This is a genomic window from Bradyrhizobium sp. SZCCT0231, assembly GCF_018130245.1.
Taxonomy (GTDB): domain Bacteria; phylum Pseudomonadota; class Alphaproteobacteria; order Rhizobiales; family Xanthobacteraceae; genus Bradyrhizobium; species Bradyrhizobium japonicum_F.
The window spans coordinates 71649-90548 of record NZ_JAFCKP010000002.1 but is presented as its reverse complement, the minus strand read 5'-3'; the positions used below and the strand labels follow the sequence as shown (position 1 = coordinate 90548).

The following is an 18900-nucleotide window of genomic DNA, read 5'->3' as shown; positions in this document are numbered from 1 at the left end:
GATCTCCGCCAATGGCTCGTCAGCCGATGGAACCCGCCGGCCTATCCCCGTCATTGCGAGCGGAGCGAAGCAATCCAGACTGCCGCCGCGGAAAGATTCTGGATTGCTTCGCTCCGCTCGCAATGACGAGCGGAGGCATTTTGCCCATTCCCTGCCATGCTTATATCGGCTTGACCCGAATGTCATGCTAACCTCGCCGCCATGATGAAGATCGACAAAGCCCCGGTGCCCCTGATCGTCCCCAATCCGGACGACCCGCGCCTGACCCAGAGCGTGGCCGGTACCGACCAGACCGGCGCCAGGGTCGAGATCAAGGTCCCGATGGAGCGGCCACTGACGCTCTACCTGAACGCCCAGGAGATCGTCACCATGATGACGATCGGCGACTACCCCGAATATCTGGCGCTCGGCTACCTGCTGAACCAGAACATGCTGAAATATGGTGACGTGGTCACCGAGGTCGAATACGACGACGACCTCCAGGTGGTCGTCGTGCGCACCTCACACCACACCAATTTCGAGGCCAAGCTGAAGAAGCGCACGCAGACCTCGGGCTGCGCGCAGGGCACCGCCTTCGGCGATCTGCTGGAGGCGGTCGAGAGCGTCGCGCTGCCGAAGGCGGAGCTGCGTACCTCCTGGCTCTACCAGATGACGCAGACCATCAACACCATGCCCTCGCTGTACCTCGAGGCCGGCGCGATCCATGGCTGCGTGCTGTGCAAGGAGGGCACCCCGCTCTGCTACACCGAGGACGTCGGCCGCCATAACGCCGTCGACAAGATCGCAGGCTGGATGTACCGCCACGGCGTCGATCCCTCCGACAAGATCCTCTATACCACCGGACGCCTCACCTCGGAGATGGTGATCAAGACCGTGCGCATGGGCATTCCGATCCTGGTGTCGCGCTCCGGCTTCACCGCCTGGGGCGTCGACCTCGCAAGGCAGGTCGGACTGACGCTGGTGGGACGGACCCGCGGCAAGCGCTTCATCGCGCTCGCGGGCGAGGAGCGCATCGTCTACGACCAAAACCTCGCTTACGTCGAGGAGGAGTCGGCCAAGCACAAGCGCAAGGGTGAAGGTGGTGACGACTGAAATTCCGCCGACAGGCATTCCGCCGACTCTTGGCGTGCTGCTCGCCGGCGGCCTGGCGCGGCGCATGGGCGGCGGCGACAAGCCGATGCGCACCATCGGCGGCCGCACCATTCTGGAGCGCGTGATCGCGCGCCTTTCGCCCCAGTGCAGCGGGCTGATACTCAACGCCAACGGCGATCCCGCCCGCTTCGCCGCGTTCGGCTTGCAAGTCGTCGCCGACGACGTGCCCGGCTTTCCCGGCCCGCTCGCCGGCATCCTCGCGGCGCTCGACTGGACCGCGGCGAACCGGCCGGAGATCGAATGGGTGCTCAGCGCCGCCGGCGACTGCCCGTTCCTGCCGCGCGATCTCGTCGCACGGCTGCATGACGCGCGCGCGCGTGAGAACGCGCAGCTCGCGGTCGCCGCATCAGGTGAGCAGTCGCATCCGGTGATCGGGCTGTGGCACGTCGCCTTGCGCGACGAGCTGCGCCAGGCGCTGGTGGTCGAAGACCTCCGCAAGATCGACCGCTGGACCGCGCGCTATCCGCTCGCAACGGTGACATGGCCGAACGAGCCGCTCGACCCGTTCTTCAATGCCAACACGGTCGAGGACATCGCCGAGGCGGAACGGCTGGCCGCGCTGGATGATGCGTCGTAGCGAACTTACGATTTCGGGAACTCGTTGAGGAGCTGCACCCAGATAATCGCGACGTCAGCCAGACGTAGGACGCGCGAGGTATCCTGCAGGGTCGCTACGCAGGCCGGAAACCCGCTCGCTCGAGTGCCGCGCGCGCCTCGTCCGAGCCGAGCGCATCGAGAAAGGCCTGCACTGCCGGCCGGTCTTTGCGCGCCGTCACCAGCGCGAAGTCGTAATGCTCTTCCGCCAGCGGAATGAAACCGAGGCCGACCGCATGGGCGACCGGCGCAATGGTCATGCCCCAGTCGGCGCGGTGCTGCGCCACGGCCGCCGCCACCGCATTGTGCGAACGCGGCTGGTTCCAATAGCCTTCCGGCCGGGCGCCGCCGAGCAGCCGATCGATCAGGATGCGCGTGCCGGCACCCTGGTTGCGGTTGACCATGATGCAGGTGGCGTCAGCGAGCGCGACAGCGACCGCATCTTTCGCGTTCAGGCCCTCGAAGCGCGTGTCGCCCTTGCGGAAGACAATGCCCTGCATCCGCCGCCAGCCGGGGACGAGCTCGAGCCCCTCGACGAGGTAAGGCGTGTTGTAGGTCTCGCTCTTGTCATCGAACAGGTGGATCGGCGCGAGATCGCACTCGCCGCGCTTGGCCGCCGCGAGGCCGCCGAGGCTGCCGACCGCAATCGAGCGCACGGTCAGGCCGGCATGCGCGAGCGGTGCGGTCACGAGGTCGAGGCCGGTGCAATGGCTGCCGACGATGACGAGATCGGGCACGCGCACATGCGGCGTGAACAGCGTCACCTCGGCTTCAGTCCCGGCCGCCATCTGGTCCGCCAGCGCATCGATGCGCAGAAAGCCGTCGGCCTGCGCAAACGACGTGATCGCGCCAGACCCCTTGCCGGAGGGATAGGCGATCAGGCCATCCCTGCCCTGGACCAGCGAGACCATGACGAATTCGGTGCGGCCGAGCTCGGAGGCGATGCGCACCGGCACGGTCGCATTGACCTTTGCATCGGAGCGCGGCGGCAGTCCGGCCATCCTGCGCAGCACCGGCACGATCATGTCGTGGAAGGTGAACATCGCCGAGGTTGGAAAGCCCGGCAGGATCACGACAGGCTTGCCGTCGCACACCGCAAGGCACAGCGGCTTGCCGGGCTTGAGCGCAACGCCATGCGCAATGATGCCGGGCGCGCCGAGCCGGCCGATGATGCGATGGGAGAGATCGCCCGCGCCTTTCGACGTGCCGCCCGACAGCACCAGCATGTCGGCGTCTTCAAGCGCGCGCCGCATGGCCGCCTCGAGCCTGGCTTCATCGTCGGGAATGGCGCCGAGGAAGATGGCCTCGCCGCCGTTCTCGTCGATCGCGGCCGCGACGATGGCACCGTTGGTGTCGTAGATTTCCGCGGGGGCGAGCGCCTCGCCGGGCTGGACCAGCTCGTCGCCGGTGGAGATCACGGCAACCCGCGGCCTGCGCGCGACACTCACCTCGGCAATACCGCAAGCCGCCAGCATGCCGATCTCGCGCGAGCCGATGATGGTGCCGGCGCGCAGCAGCGCCTCGCCGCGCGCGATGTCGGACCCGGCGTAGGAGACGAATTGCCCGGGCGAGACGGCGCGACGGACATCGATCGCATCCAGGCCGGCCGGCTGGGTGTGCTCGACCATGACCACGGCATCGGCGCCGCGCGGCAGCGGACCGCCGGTGGCAATCGGCGTCGCGGTCCCGGCCGCCACCTGTAGCGACGGCACGGTGCCGCAATGAATGGTCTCTCCATTCAGCGCAAGGCGCACCGGCGCGCCCTCGCCGGCCGTCGCAAGGTCGGCGGAGCGCACGGCAAATCCGTCGACATTGGAGCGGTCGAACGGCGGCACGTCGATCGGCGCGGTGACGTCTTCGGCGAGTGCCGTGCCGAGCGCAGCAGCGAGCTTGCACGATTCGCTCCGAAGCGCGCGCGGGAACAAGGCCGCCTCGAAGCGCGCCAAGGCCTCCTCGCGCGAGAGGATCTTGAGGAACTGCTCCTGCTCGATCGCGCTGGGGTCTGGTGATTTCGGGATCATCGTCATACCGGGACCCATATCACTCCCGCATCGGATGCGCATCGACCGGCGTACCCGCCGCAAATCCCTCGTCACTGGCGGGAACGAGCAGCCATGCGTCCGCACGGGCGATTGCCTGAAGCGGCCATTCGCCCACGGCAAGCGGCATCCAGGCACGAGGTTCCTCGGCCAGCAGAGCGATCTCGGCGATGCCGACACTGGATGCGATTTTTCGCGCGAGCGGCAGGGACACTTTTGGGCGCGGCCGACGCGCCGAGAGGCGGTCGACGAGCGGCAGCACCAGCGCGAGCCACACCGCAAGCGCATGATCGGGCGAGCCGGGCAAGGCGACGACGGGAACTTGTCCCAGCCGTCCGACGGCGGCGGTGCGCCCGGGCTGGAGCGCAAGGCCGTGCGCCATCACCTCGCCGCGCTGCGCCAGAGCCGTGATGGCGGCGTCCTGGCGTCCGACGCCGCTGCCGCCGATGGACAGCAGAAGATCGCTGGAGGACGCATCAAGCACATCGGCAATCGATGCTTCATCGCGTGCACGAGCCTGACGCGTTTCCACGTCCAATCCCGCTGCGCGCGCGATCCCGGCGATCAGATGCATCGTTGCCGTTGCGCCCGGCACGTTGACGATGCGCAGCCGGGGCCGCCGCACGCCGATTTTCTCCAGGCCCGCAACGCGCGCGAGCAGCAGGTTCGTCGCACCGACCGGATAGCCCTCGGCGCCGGCAGGCGTGCGTTCCACGATGTCGCTGCCGGCGCGCCGGACGCCCCGTCCGGGCACGCCCTCCGCCAGCACCTGGGCAAGCGGCCCCGACACCTCCACCGCGTCGGCATCGAGCACACAGTCGCATCCTGCCGGCATCGCGTCACCGGCCTCGACCCACGACGGTGCTTCTGTCAAAGGCAGCGGCGAGTAAGCGGACGCGCCGACGAGATCATTGGCGGATAGCGCCCAACCGTCTGCGGCCGCGATGTCGCGCGAAGGATAGGCGGCAAGCAGCGGAGTGCCCGCCGCGATGCCGCCGATCGCTTCCGCCGGCGGCACCTCCACCGGCGCGACGGGATCGACGCCTCGCAGCACAGCGGCGAGCGCGGTGTCGAGCGGCGTGAGCGAGGACGGCAGGCGCTGGGTCATGCGCCATGATGGACCATGCATCGTCAGGTTTGGCAACCGCCGGCGATGCCGGCCTCAGCCGCCCGACCTGTCCGAATTGGGGAAGAACAGCTGCTGCCCGTCGACCTTGTAGCCGGCGATCGCCGTCTGTCCCTCCGGGGACGTCAGCCAGTCGATGAAGGTCTGCGCGAGGTCCTTCTTCACGTTCGGGAACTTCGCAGGGTTCACCAGCATCACGCCATACTGGTTGAGCAGCCGCCGGTCGCCCTCGACGACGATGTCGAGATCGCCGCGATCTCCAAAGGCGATCCAGCTGCCGCGATCCGACAGCACATAGGCATTCGCGGCGCGCGCGGCCGCGAGCACCGAGGCCATGCCCGTCCCGGCCTCGCGATACCAGGGGCCCTTGGCGCCGGCGATGTCGATGCCGGCGACGATCCAAAGCGCGAGCTCCGCGGCGTGAGTGCCCGACCGATCGCCACGCGTCACGAACGGCGCGCCCTTGGCCTCGATCGCCTTCAGCGCCGTCGCAATGTCCTTGCCCTTCACGCCCGCGGGATCGCTCTTCGGCCCGATCAGCACATAGTCGTTGTACATCACGTCGTAGCGCTTCACGGCGAAGCCGTCGGCAACGAATTTCTCCTCCTGAGGCCGTGCGTGCATCAGCACGACGTCGACCTCGCCCCGTCGCGCCCCGTCGAGCACTTCGTCGGCGCGCCGCGCGATCACGGTGACGTCGATGCCGGTCTTGTCGCGGAAGAGCGGCACCAAATAGTCGAGCAGGCCGGATTCCTGCGTCGCCGTCGTCGTAGCGAGGACTATGCCGCGGTCCTCCGCGGACGACGCCGCGACGCCCGCGGCAAGGCCGCAGAGAAGCGCAAATGCAACGGACAGGCGGCCCATGATCGGGGTTCCCCTTGGCAATGACGCGATCATGATGATGATCGATTGCGCCGCGCTCGTGACGCGTTTTCACGCGGCCCAGCCGGGAAATTTCGGCAACGCCGCCGCGCCGCGCGAGCGATCGATTCACCAAAGCAGAAATCGCGCGTGCGGATGTGTTGCAAAGCAGCGAGATGATCGGGCATGGTTCCCGCGGACAAAAATCTGAAATGCAGAATTCCACCTGCGTCGGACGTCAAAAAGAAGCAAGAATTTGCATAGGAATGCAGGATGGAATTCCTGACGACCAGCGAAGCCGCCGATTACCTTCGGCTCGGCGAACGCAAGCTTTACGAACTCGTCACCACCGGTGCGATCCCCTGCAGCAAGGTGACGGGGAAATGGCTCTTCCCACGGCATGAGCTCGACCTCTGGGTCCTGTCGGGCCTCGCGCGTCCGGCCGGCATGTTGATCGCGGAGCCGCCGCCGGTCTTCGGCGGCAGCCAGGACGAGCTGTTGGATTGGAGCCTGCGCGAATCCGGCTCTGGGCTCGGATCGATGAGCGAGGGCAGCGCGCGCGGGCTCGAGCGCTTGCAGCGCAATGAGGTGATGGCCGCGGCCGTGCACTTCCACGCCCTGGACGCCTCGGACAATCTCGCCAGCGATGCCAGTGTCGAAGCCCTGCGGGGAGCTCCCGACCTGCATGATGCGGTGCTGGTCGCGTTCGTGCGCCGCGAAGCGGGTCTCGTGTTGCCACACGGCAATCCCAAGCGCCTGCACGGCCTGACCGACGTGCTCGCAACCGGCGCCCGGATGGCGACGCGGCAACAGGGCACGGGCGCGCAGATGCTGCTCGACGTGCTGCTGAAGCGCGCCGGCGCCTCGACGCGGGATTTGCGCCGCATCGAGACGCCGGCGCTGACCGGCCCGGATCTTGCCGAACTGGTCCGCGCCGGCCAGGCCGATTGCGGCATCGCGACGCGCGGCGCGGCGCGCTCCGCCGGTCTCGATTTCGTGCCGCTGGTCTGGGAGAACTTCGACCTTGCGATGCGGCAGCGCAGCTATTTCCGTCCCGCCATGCAGACCTTGCTCCGCTTCCTGAACGAACGGCGGCTGCGCCAGCGTGCCGAGGAGCTGACCGGCTACGATCCTTCGCCCGCAGGACTGATCCGCTTCGCTGCCTGACGTTGACGCCTGCCCCCGAATAGTTGCAAAAGAAACCAATTCAGCCGGGCATACCCGGATGCAACACCGGCCAACGAGCCGGCTCAGGGAGGACAAGCGTGAATCCAACCAGATTTGGACTGCCGGTCGCGGCCGCACTCGCAGCAGCGCTGCTGCCGGGCACGGCAATGGCGCAGGTTTCCGACAACGTCGTCAAGATCGGCGTGCTCACCGACATGAACGGCCCGGCCTCGGCGCCGACCGGCCAGGGCTCGGTGACCGCAGCGCAGATGGCGATCGACGATTTCGGCGGCACCGTGCTCGGCAAGCCGATCAGCGTCGTGATCGGCGACCACCAGCTCAAGGCCGATGTCGGCGGCGCCATCGCGCGGCGCTGGTTCGACGTCGATCAGGTCGATTTGATCGTCGACGTGCCGGTCTCGGCGGTCGGGCTCGCGGTGCAGAACATCGCGAGCGAGAAGAAGCGGCTGTTCATCACCCACTCCACCGGCACCGCGGATTTCCACGGCAAGTTCTGCTCGCCTTACGCGATCCAATGGGTGTTCGACACCCGCGCGCTCGCGGTCGGCACCGCGGATGCCGTGGTCAAGCGCGGCGGCGACAGCTGGTTCTTCGTCACCGACGACTACGCCTTCGGCCATTCGCTGGAGCGCGACGCCTCCAGCGTCGTCACCGCCAATGGCGGCAAGGTGCTGGGCTCGGTGCGGCCGCCGCTGGCAACGCCCGACCTCTCCTCCTTCGTGCTGCAGGCGCAAGCTTCCAAGGCCAAGATCATCGGCATTGCCGCCGGTCCCCCCAACAACATGAACGAGATCAAGACCGGCGCCGAGTTCGGCGTGTTCAAGGGCGGCCAGCAGATGGCGGCGCTGCTGGCGCTGATCACCGACATCCACGGGCTCGGCCTGCAGGCCGCGCAAGGCCTGCTCCTGACCACGTCGTTCTACTGGGACATGGACGACAAGACCCGCGAATGGTCGAAGCGCTATTTCGCCAAGATGAACAAGATGCCGTCGATGTGGCAGGCCGGCGTCTACTCCAGCGTGATGCACTATCTCAACGCCATCAAGGAGACCGGCACCGACGATCCGCTGAAAGTGGCCGCCAAGATGCGGGAGAAGCCGATCGAGGATTTCTTCGCCCGCAACGGCAAGCTTCGCGAGGACAATCTGATGGTGCACGACCTCTGGCTGGTGCAGGTGAAGACGCCGGAGGAGAGCAAATATCCGTGGGACTATTACAAGATCCTCACGACCATCTCCGGCGACAAGGCGTTCGGGCCGCCCGACCCGGCCTGTGCGATGGTGAAGAAGTGACGCTGGCGAGTGGCGAATAGGGAGTAGCGAATGAGGATGCCTCCATTCGCCATTCGCAACTCGCCACTCGCTATTTCACCACCCCGACCTCGCGAAAATACTTCATCACACCCGGATGGATCAGCTCCACCTTCGGTGCGGCCGCGACCGTGTTCGCGGCATTGGTCTCGCAGGCCTGCGCGAGCCTCTTGCAGAACGTCGCCTCGACGCCGTGCAGCGTCTTTGCGAGCCGATAGGCGACATCGTCGGACAAATCCTCGCGGGTGAGGACGAAGCTCCAGGAGCCGAGCGAAGCGATCGGCTCGGTCTGCTTCGGGTAGCTGCCGGCCGGCACGGTGAGCGGCTTCAGGAACGCATGCCTGGCGCGGATGCGCGTGATCTCGTCCGCAGCTGGCGCGATGAAGCGCGCGCCTGATGCGCTGGAGGCCACCGCGGCAAAGCCGGGCCAGCCGATGCCGGCGCCCCACAGCGCGGCGACGCGGCCGTCCTCGACCATCGCCGGGCCGTCGCCGGCGCGGTCGAGATAGACGGCCTTGAAGTCCTCGTCCTGCTTGAGGCCGAGTCCGTCCAGCACATAGCGCGCCAGGATCGGCAGGCCCGAGCCTTTGGCGCCGAACGCGACGGGCTGACCGACGAGATCGCGGATCGTCTTGTAGGGACTGTCGGCGCGCACCACGAACATGCCGGGGTTGGAATAGATCGCCGTAAGAATCTTCAAGCGCACCGGCGCACGGCCGATGCCGGCAAAGGCTTCATAGGCCGGCTCGCCCGCCACCAGCGCGAGATCGAGCTCGCCCTTCCCCAGCAGCGGGATGTTCTCGTTGCTGCCCTTGGTGTTGCGCGGGACGATGGAAATTTCCGGATCGGCCGCGTTCATCACCTCGGCGAAGGCGTTGCCATAGAGCGGAAAGCCGCCGCCGGGGGTTGCGGTGCCCAAACTGATCGTTGAGCTGATCGTCGCGGTCGGAATGGCCGTGCCTCCGGTTTGGGCGGCGGCGGGGCTTGCGAGCAGCGCCGCACTGATGAGGATCATCGCGAATCTCATGGTCGTCCCTAACGAGCCTGCGTCAACACCGACTCAGAGACGATGTAGGCAGCGACCCGTTTTTGTGAAAGCATGCAGCCAACGACAATAGAACAATGGGAGGTGTCATGTTGCGAATTTTGCGTCACGGTGTTTTCGGGCTCGCAGTCCTGTTAGGTCTTTTCAGCGCCACCCCTCCCGCCTCAGCCGGCTACCCCGACCGTCCCGTGCACTGGCTGATCGGCTTTTCCGCCGGCGGTCCGGTCGACATCGTGGCGCGGATCATGGCGCAGTGGCTGTCGGACCGGCTTGGCCAGCAGGTCATCGTCGAGAACCGCACCGGCTCCGGCGGCAACATCGCCGCCGCCGCCGCGATCAGTTCGCCGCCGGACGGCTACACGCTGCTGTTCGTCGCGCCCAACAACGCGATCTCGGCCTCGCTCTACAAGAAGCTGCCGTTCGACTTCCTGCGCGACACCGTGCCGGTGGCCAGCATCATGCAGCTCACCAACATGCTGGTCGTCTCCAACGCGTTTCCGCCGAAGACGGTTCAGGAGTTCATCGACTATTGCAAGGCCAACCCGGGCAAGATCTCCTTTGCCTCCTCCGGCAACGGCACCTCGGTGCACATGTCGGCCGAGCTGTTCAAGGTGATGACGAAGTGCGACATGGTGCACGTGCCCTATCGCGGCTCGGCCGTCGCCTTCCCCGACATCATCTCCAACAAGGTGCAGCTGATCTTCGACAATCTGCCCTCGGCGATGGAGCAGGTGAAAGGCGGCAACGTCCGCGCGTTAGGGGTGACCTCGCCGCAGCGCTGGCCGAGCGTGCCCGACGTGCCGGCGATCGCCGAGACCGTGCCGGGCTTCGAATCGGTCGGCTTCTACGGCATCTCCGCGCCGAAGGGCACCCCGCCCGAGGTGATCGAGATCCTCAACAAGGCCGTCGGCGAAGCGCTGAAGGACCCGAAGCTGGTGGCGCGCCTCGCCGAGACCGGCGGCATCCCCAGGCCGATGACCCCCGCCGACTTCGGCAAGCTGGTCGCGGGCGAAACCGAGAAGTGGCGCAAGGTGGTCGAGTTCGCCGGGGTGTCGGTGGACTAGGCGGCGGCCCCGCCGCCGAGCTCGCCGCACGACATTTGAGGGGGCCAACAGGCCCTCTCACAACAAAGTTGCGAAAACAACCCCATGCACAGTAGAAGACGTGAGCAATCGCAGGGGCTTAAGGAAGCTGCAAAATCGGCGCCGGCCGGATGACCGCGACGGCCGTTTGACTCGTCGGGCAAAACAGTGGCAGAATGCGATTATTCCGAATTCGGCGATCCTCCGACGTGCGGCGCTTTCCACGCAGCCCGGCGTTCCGCCTCGATCGGGCCGTATTGTCTGACGCGTTCCTGACGCGAACCCAGGACCCCTTCGCCTTGAAAACGCTTGAGGATTGCACCCCCGCCTCAGGCCCTGTAAACGAACCGCGCACCGTTGCCGGCCGCCTAGCCGCGGCCGCCTCGCGGCGGGGCCTGTAGCTCAATGGTTAGAGCCGGCCGCTCATAACGGTCTGGTTGCAGGTTCGAGTCCTGCCGGGCCCACCAAGAGAGGCTATATCTCCCGGAGCATCCGGTGCCGCTTCGTTCCCGTCAGGCCCGAACTCTTGGGACTTCAGCGAGCGATTCGCGGGATCGCTCAGAACTTCCTGAAGATTGGCAGCGACTTAGCGGCAATGGCTCCCCGCAATTACTGACCCGCACTCTTTTTCCGTGAGCGACAGGCTGATGCGTGCGGACGTAAGTCATTGAAAACCCAACATCTTGGAGAAATGTCGCAGATGGCCTTGTCAAAATTTGACAGAGCAAGCATCCATTAGGAGCCAACGCTCGCAGGTGGTTCTCGAGTTTTTCAATGGAGAACCACGTCGTGAAAGATCAACGTTTTGAAGTTCGAACTTTAGGTACCCGCATACGAGGTGAGGGCTTGGCAGGAATTGTCGGCGCACTCATCGCGGTCTTGATGATCTTCCTACTTTATCCAGTTCTTGCCTCTTGGCTTGCATTGACCATGTTCTACTGAGCTAGTGCCATGTCTCGCACCGTCGCTGACTTGATCAGAGCATACAAACACGACGAGAATTCCAATCACCACAAGCTGAGTTTCAAAGTCCGAATCGACCGAGAGCGTTATCTGTCACGCCTTGAGAAAGACTTCGGAAATCGGGCCTTATCGTCGATCAACGGTCAAACGCTCGGAATGTGGTATAGGCGGTGGACGGATGGCCGAAAGTTCGCAGTAGGCAACGCTTTCATTGGCCAGCTTAGAGCGATCGTGAGGCATGGATTTCTTAGTGCCGAAGACGAGGAATGTTACCGCGTCCTTATCGCACTGGACAATATAAGCACTCGCAGTGTTCGGCCACGCGCTACGCAGTTGACAGAAGAACACGCCAACGCGGTCCGAGCGAAGGCCAGGGAAGTCGGGTATTTTTCCATCGCATTAGCGCAAGCGCTCCAGTATGAACTCATGCTTCCTCAGCGAGAGGTTATCGGCGAGTGGCTGCCGCGCTCGGAAGCACGGGAACCAATTGGCTTTGAGGATGGAGACAGGGTTTGGGTTGGCGGACTCAGGTGGGAGCAAATAGACGCGAATTGGATTCTTACCCACAAGGGGGCGACATGTAATGGGCGCATTGACCTGAAACAGGCACCGATGGTGCGGGAAGAATTAGGTCATGTTGTCGACTTCTATTGGAGTGAACTTCGGGGAGCGCTCCCGAAATCAGGGCCCGTAATCATCTATGAGGCAAGCGCAAAACCATGGATTAGCTTCAAGTTTCGAGACATCTGGCGGAAATTGGCCGACGTAGCGAACGTTCCACGTGAACTCAAAAACCGCGACAGTCACGGAGGCGTAAAGAACGCGCTCATCGCAGGGCGCTACTACTTGGATTTACCCCGGAAGCGCCCTGGGCAGCGTTGAAAGAGGCCGGCAGCTGAGGCGGCCTTTCAGGGTTATTCGACCGGGAATTAGAAGATACTTCGGCATACGGTGACGGTGCACTAACTTACCGCTCGTTGCTTTGATCGGAACGGAAGGCGAGAATTGCCAGCACTGTCACCGTAACGGAGATGTCGCTGGTGTCCGATGGGGGCTGAACTTCTTGCGCCGCTATCGTGGCCTTAGGGTGATAATAGTTGCAGCCCACATGCGCGGGAGCGCTACCTTCTTCGCGAACAGGAGAAGGGCGACACCCCGAGTTGTTACCACGAAGAGGCTTATCGGCAGCCGTGCGAGGAGCGCTGCGATTGGCGCCAACGCTAAGAAGATAAGACGCCTGATGCCCGGTCGAAACGGCTAGCCATTAGAATTGCGAGGAGGTCACGATGACGCTGCATTTAATTCACCTCGTTCGCTTTGCGCGACGTGGCGTGAGTTAAGAGCGATGTCGCCGTAAACTAGTTTGCCGCCTGCCCAACCGTACAATAATTCAGATGGTCGAGGCTGGAAACCTTGAATTGATAGAAATAGCAGAAAGATGTACGTCTAACTTCTTCGATCGTTACATACACGAAGCATCCTTTGAAAACCACAACTTGCTTTCCTCCAGCTAAATCTGCAGTGACGGAAAGTTTTTGTACATCGCGAAGAGAAAGCTGGGTGCCGTCATAGCCTAGTTGGAATGTAGTGAAGCCAGTCGTCGGAAAGGTTACTCGGGCGGTTTGGTTGTTGAATGGGCTTTGCAGACATTCCGACTTAGAGCGCTCAATGTCCTGAACAGCGAGACCGTTGTTCCATTCCTCAATCGTGAAGAGTTTGGGCGTAAGGCTAGTGTTGGTTGGCGCGGGCTCACGACCTGTATTGGTAAACGTAACGCTGGCCTTGAGTGGCCCTCCGATGTTGAAATCGCGGATGCTTGCATCGGAAGGCCCGATCCAAGCGCGTTGGTTGGCAACTAGACTGTCCCTAGACGTTTTTGCAGCTGAGATGGAAGCTTCTGCCTGGCGAGCTGCAGCGTCGGCCAAAGTCTTATTGGCGAGTATCTGAGCTTCGGAGGAACGTCGCGCTTGTTCGGCCGTCTGCGAGTTCAGCCGCAAACTGCCGATCGCCACAAACGCAACGAGAGCACTTAACACAACGGCAAGAAGGCTCAAAAAAGCGGAGAGGCGGCTTGTCCATAGCGCTTGGTAGGCTATCCGATCTCTTACATCCTTGATGCCAACAGGCTTCTTAAAGGCAAAACCGAGCAAAGCCCTTTTACGTCTGAGCCAACGCTTGAACAAGATATTCCCCCACGTTTTCTCCAACTCTACCATGCACCATAGCTAGCGTTTCACTATCTTCGCGGACGCCACTTCGCCGCGAAGCGAGCGCGGATGTAGACAGCGAGGCCCTTAATCCCACTCAGTGAGATCTCGGGTCATCTCAAACCAGCTCCAACCTTAACGACCGTCCGACCATCCTCGCTGCGCGCTGAAGCGTGGTCAGCGTGACATTACCGTCCTTGGGGTCGAGCAGGCGTCCAATTTGGCTGCGCGAGGTCTTCATGCGCTGAGCCAGATTGTTGCGGGATATGTTCTTCTCCTTCATCGCCTGCTCGATCTGCCAGGCGAGGACCTCCTTGACGGCGATGGCTTCGAACTCGTCGCGCTTGCCCTCTTCGCCAAGGAAATCATCGAGCGTGGTGAGTTTGGCGGTGGAGCGAACGGCTTTCTTCTTCCTCGCCACGGTCTTCTTGCCGGCCATGTCGGCCTCCTTCATTTCTCGAACTCACGGTTTCTGCGGCGCGCAAGGGCCAGATCGTCCGGCGGGGTCTTCTGGGTTTTCTTGATGAACCCGTGAAGGACCAGGATGCGGCCTTGCTGCGCGCTGAACAGGACGCGGGCGATCCGGCCGCTGGGCAGCGAGGTACGCACTTCCCACAAGCCGTCGCCCAGCGCACGGCACAGCGGCATGCCCACCGGCCAGCGGTATTGAACGCGCATGAGGTCGAGGCCTACGGCTTGACGGTCGGCGTCGTCCAGCCCCGCAGCCAGTCCCGCACGACCTCAGCCCCGCCCGGCGTGCGGTTAAACACGACGGGTATCTTGTGGGGGCCACCACCTGACATTCCTGTCCTATATAATGGACATGTACCATATAATATCCAGGTGGTTCGCAATAGCATCGAGGGGACAGCCGCACCGGTTTCGGTTGCAGGTTCGAGTCCTGCCGGGCCCACCACCAACGGCCTAGCAGGCTTTCATTGCGCGGCCTCTTGGCCACCGCACCGGAAATGCCCCGCTCGTCGCCATGCTTTCGCAGTCAACCCCTCACGCAACCCACGGGAAGACTCGCAGCTTGACCCTTGATGCCAAGGCTTGATAATGTAGCTTGTACTACACCAAGGGGCCATCTCGTGTCGGATGATGAACTTCGCAATATCTTGATCGATTTCGGCATCCGCCCGACCAGACAACGGGTTTCTCTGATCGACCTGCTGCTGGAAAGCGAGAGGCGACCGGCCACCATCAAGTCCGTCGTGAAGCATGTTCAGGACAATCGTCGTCCGATCTCGCGGGCAACAGTCCGCAAGAGCTTGCGCGCATTCGAACGATCCGGATTGATGAGCAGCTGCGTCGCGATGGGATCCAGGGAGACCTGTTTCACGCTCAACCAGCTACCCGCCAATGGCAGCAAAGCGGACGGTCGCTAGGGCTGCATCCATGGCAAGCAGGGCCCGGCAAGCATCTTGCGGCAGCGAGACTTCTGTCAACTCGCCTTCTTGACCCGAGATTCCTTGAGGAACTCCGAAAAGGCCTTAAGGGTCCCCTCCGATACGTGGTGCTCTATGCCTTCGGCATCCGCTTCGGCGGTCTCCCTTGGCACGCCGAGTGCAAGCAACACTTCGAGAACGAGACGGTGCCGCGCACGCACCCGCCTTGCGAGTGCTTCACCCTTCTCGGTCAGGAAAATTCCGCGGTAGGGGCGCGCCGTGGCGAGGTCCTCGCGCTTCAGCCGGGCGATCGTGTTGATCGCGGTGGGATGCGACACCCCTAGTCGTCGCGCGATGTCGGTGGCGCGCGCTTCGCCCGTCGATTCGATCAGATCGGCAATCAACTCGACATAGTCCTCCAGGATCGCCGTCGACCGCGCCGTACGGGCCTTCCCAAAGCGTCGCGCCTGTGCCTGTTCCGTCGGGAGGGCATGCAGCAAGGGATTGCGAGTCGGTGAAGCCTTCCGGCTCATTGGAGAATCCGTATTGATGGCCGACGGACCATGGGCTCCCCAGCAGGACATTGCAAGCCGGCGGTTTTGCCCTGTCGCTTTCTTGCAACAGCTTCGCAATTGCAGCAACCCCACCTTGACTTAGTATCCAAGCCCTTCAATTGTAGCTTGAGCTACATATTGGTGCCTTTACTAAGGCTGTTGACGGTGTTGGAGGTCAGGATGCGTGTTTGCGTTGCTCGTCGGTCCCTGTTGGGCACGACGTCGGTCGCCCTGATCTGCTTGCACGGGATCGCGGCAGCCCAGCAGGCCGCCCCGCCCTCGACCGGCGGCCCGTCAGCGCCGCCCGCCGCCCAGTCCGAGCCGTCGGCGACGCCGGATCCATCGAACGCGCCGCCGTCCGCAACGCCCGCGGCACCCGCTTCGCCAGCCACCGCGGAGCGGCCGGCACAGGCCGGCAGTCCGGCAGAAGTCGACATTCCTCAGGTTACGGTCGAAGCTCGGCAGCCAAGGCCGGCGCGCCGTGCCACGCGCAATGAGCCGACCGGCCGGCCAACCCCAACACGCAGCGCACCGGCAACGCCGCCCGCGGTCGCATCCAGCCCTCCGCCCTTCGCGCCATCGGCGCTGACCGGCGACCAGATCCAGGCGAGCACGAGCCCGAGCTTCGGAAATCTGTTTTTCACCGCACCCGGAGCAACCTCGGCCGGTATTTCGACCCAGTCCTCGCGCCCCGTTCTACGCGGCCTGTCCGACGCCAAGGTCAGGATCCAGGAAAACGGCATCGGCAGCGTCGACGTCTCCGACATCGCGCAGGACCACGCCGTTCCGCTCGATCCGCTGGCGCTGCAGAGGACGGAGGTTTTTCGCGGGCCCGGCGCCTTGCGCTTCGGCTCCCAGGCCGTGGGCGGCATCGTCGACGTCACCAACAACCGGATTCCGACTGCCGCGCCGGTCGGCGGAATGGCCGCCGAGCTACGGTCGGCCGTCACCTCGGTCGACAACGGCTGGGAAAGCGGCCTGCTGCTCGACGCGGGTGCCGGCAACGCCGCCGTGCACGCGGATGTTTACGGCCGCGGCGCGCAGGATTATCGCATCCCGAGCTACCCCTATCTCGCGCCGCCCAGCCCGGCGCCGGCCTTCACCGGGCGGCAGCCGAACTCGTCGATGCAGAGCGCGGGCGCGGCGATCGGCGGTTCCTATCTGTTCGACGGCGGATATGCAGGCCTGTCGATCTCCCGCTTCACGAGCGACTACCACGTCCCCGGCATCGCCACGTCCGAGAGCCAGCAGCACAACAATCTCGAGCAGACCAAGATCATGAGCAAGGGCGAGTATCGTCCGGATGCAATGGCGGTGGCCGCCGTCCGCTACTGGCTCGGCTACTCCGACTACCGCCACGACGAGGTCGCTCTCAACCAGACCGCTTTCGGAGATTTCCAGACCATCGGCGCGACGTTCAAGAATCGCCAGACCGAAGGCAAGGTCGAGGTGGAGAGCCAACCCGTAGCGACGCCGCTCGGCGCACTGACCGGCATCGTCGGCGTGCAGGGCGCCTATCAACGCCTCGACACGATCGGCCAGGCGATCCTGCTTCCGGCGCAGACCACGACCGCCGCCGGGTACTTGTTCGAGGAGTTGAGGCACACCGATACGGTGCGAACCCAGTTCGCCGCCCGCATCGAATCCGTCGAGGTTGCCGGCACCTCGTTCGGATTTCCATCGAGCTACCTTCCGCCGCCGAACGAACCTTCGAGCTCGCCATCCCGATCGAGCTTCCTCCCGACCAGCCTCAGCTTCGGGGCGATCAAGGATCTTCCGTCATATCTCCAGGCGAGCCTGACGCTGCAGCGGATCCAGCGTGCGCCGCGCGCACTCGAACTGTTCGCAAGCGGCCCCGACGACTCGGAGAAAACCTTCAAGATCGGCAATCCCGACCTCTCGCTCGAAACCGCCAACACCGCGGAGATCGGCCTGAAGCGAACGCTCGGCGATGTCAGGTTCGACGCCAACCTCTATTACACCCGCTACGACAGGTTCATCTTCGGCCAGGCGACCGGCAATTTCTGCGGGGCGACATTTGCGACCTGCGCGGCCGGCGGGACCGGTGACTACATCCAGGTCGCCTACTCCCAGCGCGACGCGATCTTCCGCGGTGGCGAACTGTCATGGCAATGGGATGTGTCGCCGCTCTCCGGCGGCATTTTCGGACTGGAAGGCCAGTTCGACATGGTGCGCGCCACCTTCACGGACGGCAGCAACGTGCCGCGCATCCCGCCGATGCGGCTCGGTGGCGGCGTGTACTGGCGCAGCGACGCCTGGTATGCGCGCCTGAACCTGCTGCACGCCTTCAGGCAGAACGACTTTGCGCAATTCGACACGCCGACCGACGGCTACAATCTGCTCAAGCTCCAGATCGAGCATCGGCAGCGCTGGAAGGATTCTCCCTGGGGAGCGGTGGAATTGGCAACCGGCCTGGTCGGCGACAATCTTCTCAATGCCGACATCCGCAACTCCGTGCAGTTCCACAAGGACGAGATCCTGCAGCCGGGCCGGACGGTCAAGCTGTTCCTCAACGTCAAATATGGTGCCGATGCGCCCGCGAACACGAGGATTGGCGCCGCGCGCGAGCAGGATACACCATCGACCTTCCGTCAGGCGCCGTCCGCCGTATCGTGGGACTGGAGCGGCTTCTATGCCGGCGGCAGCGCCGGATACTCGTGGGGTGCCGCAAAGACCTATGCGGGCTTCATCGACAATGCCAGCCAGACCCCGCTCTATGGCGAACGCCCGAGCGCCGGGCTCGATCATGCAGGACTCGGCGTCCAGGCCGGTTACAACTGGACGATGGGGCGGATGGTGGCTGGCATCGAAGGCGATTTCGTCTACGCCAACCAGCACGGCCGGTCGACGACCACGTGCCCGACAGCAGCCTGCAATGCAGCGCTGCTCCCGCTCGATGCGCCGATGACGTCCAGCATGAACTATCGGCTCGACTGGATGGCCTCGCTGCGCGGCCGCGTCGGCGTCGCGGTGACGCCTGCGACCCTCGCCTATGTCACGGCCGGCGTTCCGTTCGGGACCGTGAATTCATCGGGAACGGTGTCAGGCTTCACCGCGACCGGGACTGCGACGACGTCGCCGTTCAATGTCGACACATTCCGCTTCGGCTGGGCCGTCGGCGCCGGGCTGGAAAGCAGGCTGGTCGGCAACTGGACCGGACGGGTCGAGTATCTTCACGCCGATCTCGGTTCATTCCGCGCCACGCCGAACATGGCCGCCGGCATGGCAACGTCGTTTGATTCCGATGCGCAGGTCAGGACGGACTCCGTCCGCCTCGGCGTCAACTACAAGTTCGGCACGACGACCGCCTGGGATTAAAGCGGGATCAGGTTCGATTGGACCTGCGCCCCATCTCTGCTGCCGTTCAGTT

Annotated in this window: 17 protein-coding genes and 1 tRNA gene; 10 read left to right on the top strand and 8 right to left on the bottom strand. The window is 64.1% G+C overall.

What is annotated here, in order from left to right; all coding sequences use genetic code 11:
- Positions 1-201 precede the first annotated feature (201 nt).
- Both JQ566_RS07855 and mobA read left to right on the top strand, forming a co-directional pair.
- The gene (locus JQ566_RS07855; RefSeq protein ID WP_212371673.1) at positions 202-1092 is read left to right on the top strand and encodes a formate dehydrogenase accessory sulfurtransferase FdhD; all 891 of its coding nucleotides are present in this window, start codon (positions 202-204) and stop codon (positions 1090-1092) included.
- Positions 1073-1729: a molybdenum cofactor guanylyltransferase MobA gene (mobA, locus tag JQ566_RS07850; protein WP_212371671.1), complete on the top strand. Its 657-nt coding sequence runs from the start codon at positions 1073-1075 to the stop codon at positions 1727-1729. Before JQ566_RS07855 ends, mobA begins: the two co-directional genes overlap by 20 nt.
- Positions 1730-1823: 94 nt before the next feature.
- Here the strand turns inward: mobA and JQ566_RS07845 are convergent, their stop codons facing one another.
- From JQ566_RS07845 to JQ566_RS07835, 3 genes are read right to left on the bottom strand one after another with little or no spacing between them, the layout of a single operon-like run.
- Entirely contained in the window at positions 1824-3773 is a 1950-nt protein-coding gene (locus JQ566_RS07845) for a molybdopterin biosynthesis protein (protein ID WP_212371669.1), read from the bottom strand.
- A gap of 13 nt (positions 3774-3786) precedes the next feature.
- Positions 3787-4893, bottom strand: coding sequence for a molybdopterin-binding protein (locus JQ566_RS07840; protein ID WP_212371668.1), 1107 nt, complete (start codon positions 4891-4893; stop codon positions 3787-3789).
- A 54-nt stretch (positions 4894-4947) separates the two neighbouring features.
- Entirely contained in the window at positions 4948-5775 is an 828-nt protein-coding gene (locus tag JQ566_RS07835) for an ABC transporter substrate-binding protein (RefSeq protein WP_249139322.1), read from the bottom strand.
- On the opposite strand from JQ566_RS07835, the gene JQ566_RS07830 reads away from it, so the two are divergent.
- The 3 genes from JQ566_RS07830 (at position 5774) to JQ566_RS07820 (ending at position 8252) form a co-directional block, all read left to right on the top strand.
- On the top strand, positions 5774-5983 hold the full coding sequence (locus tag JQ566_RS07830) for a hypothetical protein (RefSeq protein WP_212372150.1): 210 nt from the start codon (positions 5774-5776) through the stop codon (positions 5981-5983). The two genes, JQ566_RS07835 and JQ566_RS07830, sit on opposite strands and share 2 nt — an antisense overlap.
- A 62-nt stretch (positions 5984-6045) precedes the next feature.
- Positions 6046-6939, top strand: coding sequence for a helix-turn-helix transcriptional regulator (locus tag JQ566_RS07825; protein WP_212371666.1), 894 nt, complete (start codon positions 6046-6048; stop codon positions 6937-6939).
- A 98-nt stretch (positions 6940-7037) separates the two neighbouring features.
- Positions 7038-8252 (top strand): ABC transporter substrate-binding protein, encoded by a 1215-nt coding sequence (locus JQ566_RS07820; RefSeq protein WP_212371665.1) that lies wholly within the window; start codon positions 7038-7040, stop codon positions 8250-8252.
- 70 nt (positions 8253-8322) lie between these two features.
- Here JQ566_RS07820 and JQ566_RS07815 read toward each other — a convergent pair whose 3' ends face one another.
- The gene (locus JQ566_RS07815; RefSeq protein ID WP_212371664.1) at positions 8323-9297 is read right to left on the bottom strand and encodes a TAXI family TRAP transporter solute-binding subunit; all 975 of its coding nucleotides are present in this window, start codon (positions 9295-9297) and stop codon (positions 8323-8325) included.
- A gap of 107 nt (positions 9298-9404) precedes the next feature.
- Here JQ566_RS07815 and JQ566_RS07810 point away from each other — a divergent pair, with 107 nt between their 5' ends.
- The 3 genes from JQ566_RS07810 (at position 9405) to JQ566_RS07800 (ending at position 11339) form a co-directional block, all read left to right on the top strand.
- Positions 9405-10379, top strand: a complete 975-nt coding sequence (locus JQ566_RS07810) for a Bug family tripartite tricarboxylate transporter substrate binding protein (protein WP_212371663.1) — start codon at positions 9405-9407, stop codon at positions 10377-10379.
- A 409-nt stretch (positions 10380-10788) separates the two neighbouring features.
- A tRNA-Ile gene (locus JQ566_RS07805) sits at positions 10789-10864 on the top strand.
- Between the two features lie 322 nt (positions 10865-11186).
- Complete coding sequence (locus JQ566_RS07800) at positions 11187-11339, top strand: hypothetical protein (protein ID WP_212371662.1); 153 nt, start codon at positions 11187-11189, stop codon at positions 11337-11339.
- A gap of 1379 nt (positions 11340-12718) precedes the next feature.
- Here the strand turns inward: JQ566_RS07800 and JQ566_RS07795 are convergent.
- The 3 genes from JQ566_RS07795 to JQ566_RS34505 all read right to left on the bottom strand — a co-directional run bounded on the left by JQ566_RS07795 (position 12719) and on the right by JQ566_RS34505 (position 14245).
- Entirely contained in the window at positions 12719-13543 is an 825-nt protein-coding gene (locus JQ566_RS07795) for a hypothetical protein (protein ID WP_212371661.1), read from the bottom strand.
- Between the two features lie 142 nt (positions 13544-13685).
- Positions 13686-14006, bottom strand: coding sequence for a helix-turn-helix domain-containing protein (locus tag JQ566_RS07790; RefSeq protein WP_212371660.1), 321 nt, complete (start codon positions 14004-14006; stop codon positions 13686-13688).
- Positions 14007-14017: 11 nt separating this feature from the next.
- Positions 14018-14245, bottom strand: a complete 228-nt coding sequence (locus JQ566_RS34505; RefSeq protein WP_249139321.1) for a type II toxin-antitoxin system RelE/ParE family toxin — start codon at positions 14243-14245, stop codon at positions 14018-14020.
- Between the two features lie 413 nt (positions 14246-14658).
- Between JQ566_RS34505 and JQ566_RS07780 the strand changes: the two genes are divergently transcribed.
- On the top strand, positions 14659-14955 hold the full coding sequence (locus JQ566_RS07780; RefSeq protein ID WP_212371659.1) for a transcriptional repressor: 297 nt from the start codon (positions 14659-14661) through the stop codon (positions 14953-14955).
- Between the two features lie 56 nt (positions 14956-15011).
- Here the strand turns inward: JQ566_RS07780 and mntR are convergent, their stop codons facing one another.
- Positions 15012-15488, bottom strand: a complete 477-nt coding sequence (mntR, locus tag JQ566_RS07775; RefSeq protein WP_212371657.1) for a manganese-binding transcriptional regulator MntR — start codon at positions 15486-15488, stop codon at positions 15012-15014.
- 201 nt (positions 15489-15689) lie between these two features.
- On the opposite strand from mntR, the gene JQ566_RS07770 reads away from it, so the two are divergent.
- Positions 15690-18848 carry a TonB-dependent receptor domain-containing protein gene (locus tag JQ566_RS07770; protein ID WP_212371656.1) on the top strand — a complete coding sequence of 1053 codons (3159 nt, stop codon included), beginning with the start codon at positions 15690-15692 and terminating at the stop codon, positions 18846-18848.
- The last annotated feature ends 52 nt before the right edge of the window (positions 18849-18900 follow it).

Excerpts from the sequence above, each read along its gene's own strand:
- JQ566_RS07815 (WP_212371664.1), bottom strand. The coding sequence starts at position 9,297 with ATGAGATTCGCGATGATCCTCATCAGTGCGGCGCTGCTCGCAAGCCCC.
- JQ566_RS07810 (WP_212371663.1), top strand. The coding sequence starts at position 9,405 with ATGTTGCGAATTTTGCGTCACGGTGTTTTCGGGCTCGCAGTCCTGTTA.
- JQ566_RS34505 (WP_249139321.1), bottom strand. The coding sequence starts at position 14,245 with ATGCGCGTTCAATACCGCTGGCCGGTGGGCATGCCGCTGTGCCGTGCG.
- JQ566_RS07845 (WP_212371669.1), bottom strand. The coding sequence starts at position 3,773 with ATGACGATGATCCCGAAATCACCAGACCCCAGCGCGATCGAGCAGGAG.
- JQ566_RS07770 (WP_212371656.1), top strand. The coding sequence starts at position 15,690 with ATGCGTGTTTGCGTTGCTCGTCGGTCCCTGTTGGGCACGACGTCGGTC.
- JQ566_RS07835 (WP_249139322.1), bottom strand. The coding sequence starts at position 5,775 with ATGGGCCGCCTGTCCGTTGCATTTGCGCTTCTCTGCGGCCTTGCCGCG.
- JQ566_RS07790 (WP_212371660.1), bottom strand. The coding sequence starts at position 14,006 with ATGGCCGGCAAGAAGACCGTGGCGAGGAAGAAGAAAGCCGTTCGCTCC.
- JQ566_RS07840 (WP_212371668.1), bottom strand. The coding sequence starts at position 4,893 with ATGACCCAGCGCCTGCCGTCCTCGCTCACGCCGCTCGACACCGCGCTC.
- mntR (WP_212371657.1), bottom strand. The coding sequence starts at position 15,488 with ATGAGCCGGAAGGCTTCACCGACTCGCAATCCCTTGCTGCATGCCCTC.
- JQ566_RS07825 (WP_212371666.1), top strand. The coding sequence starts at position 6,046 with ATGGAATTCCTGACGACCAGCGAAGCCGCCGATTACCTTCGGCTCGGC.
- JQ566_RS07830 (WP_212372150.1), top strand. The coding sequence starts at position 5,774 with ATGATCGGGGTTCCCCTTGGCAATGACGCGATCATGATGATGATCGAT.
- JQ566_RS07855 (WP_212371673.1), top strand. The coding sequence starts at position 202 with ATGATGAAGATCGACAAAGCCCCGGTGCCCCTGATCGTCCCCAATCCG.